Genomic DNA, 2358 nt, shown 5'->3' on the forward strand with positions numbered 1-2358 from the left:
GTAGCAGATATCCGCTTTCGCCCGCGCATCGAGATCGCGAAGGTGTTCTCTGGGAATTCGCGGTGACACCTCCACCCCCAGCTGACGGCTCATCGTAAGCGAGAGATCGCGGACGACCTGATGCCACGCGCCGACAATTTCGCGGGTCGTGGCGGAGTTCGCAGCAGGCGCGGCACCGGCTTGCACGGCTGCGACAAGATCGGTCCAGCACCCAGGCATCTGATCGAAGCCTTTTACACCCGCGCTGGGGTGGGTGAGAAATCTCACCATCTCATTGAGCATGAATCTCTGATCACGGTCGAGAATTTCATCATTCGCGAGCAGCAGGCTGGCTTCTGTGAGGACGTGCATCCACGACCAGTGGAACAGCTCGATCTTTCGCCTTGCTGAAGGAGAGAGTTGCAGCGGATGGACGGCTGGGATGGCGGCGAATTGGTTCGATATGGTGATGAGAGCGTCGATATCGTTCTCTCGCGCGAGCGCCAGATAGCTTTCGACCTGTCCAACCTCCAGTTCGGAGTTTCCGACCTTGGCCTCGACGAGCGCTCGCCACTGCCGATTACCTGTGGTGAGGATGATCAGACCATCCGGCCTCATCTTGTCGGACTGAGACGAGAAGCAAACTTCGGTGAACGTTTCGATCTTCGTTCGTGGTCCAGCTCGCTGTCCGACCGTATTCATCATCGATCGACCGAATTCGTCGACGTTGGCAAGACATGCCAGCAGGATCGACGCTGTACGACCTTCCTTGGAGGTGTCGGCCAGAACCGGAAAGAGCCGAGCGCGTTCTCCTCGACTTAAATAGCTTGGAATATCCAGCATCGCTTCACCATGAAATACAACCCATGGTCGCAATACTGCACCGCTTTCCCGCCGAACGGAAGCGTGGAATTTTCGATCCCGCTGTATGGCAAACGCAAGATAACTGGGCGACAGGCTTAGCCGTCGCCCGACTCAACTACCGTCGTCCCTCCTGCTTATCCGCATAAGCGTCGACCAGCGCACGGATCATCCGCTGATACGGCACATTCTGCTTCGCCGCGGCGCGCTTGAAGAAATCGACCGAGCGCTGCGACAGGCTGAGGGTCACCTTGACGTTGGCTTCGCGCAACACGAGCCGATCCGGCGGCGGCAGGAAATCGTCGACGACGCGCACGCGGCCGATCTCTCCCTTGCTATATTTGACCGTTGATTTCTTCATAGATCGCCTTTCCCTTTCGCCAATAGCCGGCGCCGAAGATCCGGATCTGACCGCCGCGCCACGTGAAACGCACCGTGAGAATTCCGGGTCCCACTCTCCCGAAACAGAAATAGCGCTGCTCGGTCTGGCTGTGACCAAGGTCTTCGGCGATCACGCGCGACGGATCCAGGAATGCGAGCTGAGCCTCTGCGAAGCCGACGCCGTGCTTGGCCCGATTGAGCCTGTCCTTGGTGACGTCCCACTCGAAGCTCGTCATCGGCCGACCGCCACGCTGGTATGGGCATCTTACCATACTTTCATATGGCCTCAAGGACGCTTAGAAGACGCACCAGAAGGTGGGGCATTTTGCATTTTCGCCGCCCTCCGCTATGAGACTTCGCCCCGAACTGATCGCGGAGGGTTTGATGATCGCCGTTGCCGACCGTTGGTTCCGCTTGCCCCGCTGCGCCGCATGGCTCGTCGGGCTCGCCGTTGCGGTGATGTCGGTGGCCAACTCCCCCGCCCGGGCCGATCATTGCGACGATCTCGCCAAGCAGCTCAAGGCCCAGATCGGCGGGGTCGGCATCGGCAAGACCGCCGCCAATACGATCTATCTGTCGCATCCGGCCGCGAAGGCGCTGCGGCTGGGGTGTCCGAGCCGGACGGTCAAGAACGAGATTTACGGGCAAGCACCGGCGCGAAAACCGTCGCCGGCATTCGTCGAACTGATCGCCAGCGCCGCCGCGATCGTGTTCACCATCCCGAAGCCGGACACGCTGCGCGGCGTCAAGCGCTGCTTCGGGCGGGTCGGACTCCTGCGCGGCAACGACATCAAGACCCGGTTCCGCCGGCTCGACATGCGCTGCGCCCGGACCAAGACCGACTCCTCGATCTCGATCAGCCGCGACAGCAGCGAATAGCCGGAAACCGGCCCCGCTTCTTTCCCGAGGCGACATCACGCATTTGAAGCAAATGCCGGCGCAGAAATGCGCGCAAACTTCACCGGACGGCGCGATCATCGCCTGTGATCCGATGCCTCCCTGGGCGCGGCCGATGGCAAGCCGCCACCGACGCACCATGTCATCGGGGGACGTTGGCCAACACGAGGAAAGACTGATGAGCAGCATTTCGAGCGTGTCGTCGACCCAGGTCGCCAAACCGACGACGCAGGCGAGCCC

Annotated in this window: 4 protein-coding genes and 1 pseudogene; 2 read left to right on the forward strand and 3 right to left on the reverse strand. The window is 60.9% G+C overall.

Translation table 11 applies throughout. From position 1 onward, the window contains the following. The 3 genes from DU475_RS23640 to DU475_RS23650 form a co-directional block, all read right to left on the reverse strand. On the reverse strand, positions 1 to 822 hold an 822-nt coding region (locus DU475_RS23640; protein ID WP_205524529.1), incomplete at its 3' end, for a hypothetical protein. A gap of 136 nt (positions 823 to 958) precedes the next feature. Next, positions 959 to 1201: a hypothetical protein gene (locus tag DU475_RS23645; protein WP_164633498.1), complete on the reverse strand. Its 243-nt coding sequence runs from the start codon at positions 1199 to 1201 to the stop codon at positions 959 to 961. Further along, positions 1176 to 1457, reverse strand: a complete 282-nt coding sequence (locus DU475_RS23650) for a BrnT family toxin (protein WP_164633499.1) — start codon at positions 1455 to 1457, stop codon at positions 1176 to 1178. The genes DU475_RS23645 and DU475_RS23650 overlap by 26 nt, the downstream gene beginning before the upstream one ends. Positions 1458 to 1605: 148 nt before the next feature. On the opposite strand from DU475_RS23650, the gene DU475_RS23655 reads away from it, so the two are divergent. Together DU475_RS23655 and DU475_RS24150 are read left to right on the forward strand one after the other, a co-directional pair. Further along, on the forward strand, positions 1606 to 2100 hold the full coding sequence (locus DU475_RS23655) for a hypothetical protein (protein ID WP_164633500.1): 495 nt from the start codon (positions 1606 to 1608) through the stop codon (positions 2098 to 2100). Between the two features lie 52 nt (positions 2101 to 2152). Then, a pseudogene (locus DU475_RS24150) lies at positions 2153 to 2358 on the forward strand (hypothetical protein); the annotation flags it as partial.

This window comes from Rhodopseudomonas sp. WA056 (genome assembly GCF_010906995.1).
Taxonomy (GTDB): Bacteria; Pseudomonadota; Alphaproteobacteria; order Rhizobiales; family Xanthobacteraceae; genus Rhodopseudomonas; species Rhodopseudomonas palustris_G.

What these genes read in the sequence shown, in the direction of transcription:
- DU475_RS23655 (WP_164633500.1), top strand. Translation starts at nt 1,606, where the DNA reads ATGATCGCCGTTGCCGACCGTTGGTTCCGCTTGCCCCGCTGCGCCGCA.
- DU475_RS23650 (WP_164633499.1), bottom strand. Translation starts at nt 1,457, where the DNA reads ATGACGAGCTTCGAGTGGGACGTCACCAAGGACAGGCTCAATCGGGCC.
- DU475_RS23645 (WP_164633498.1), bottom strand. Translation starts at nt 1,201, where the DNA reads ATGAAGAAATCAACGGTCAAATATAGCAAGGGAGAGATCGGCCGCGTG.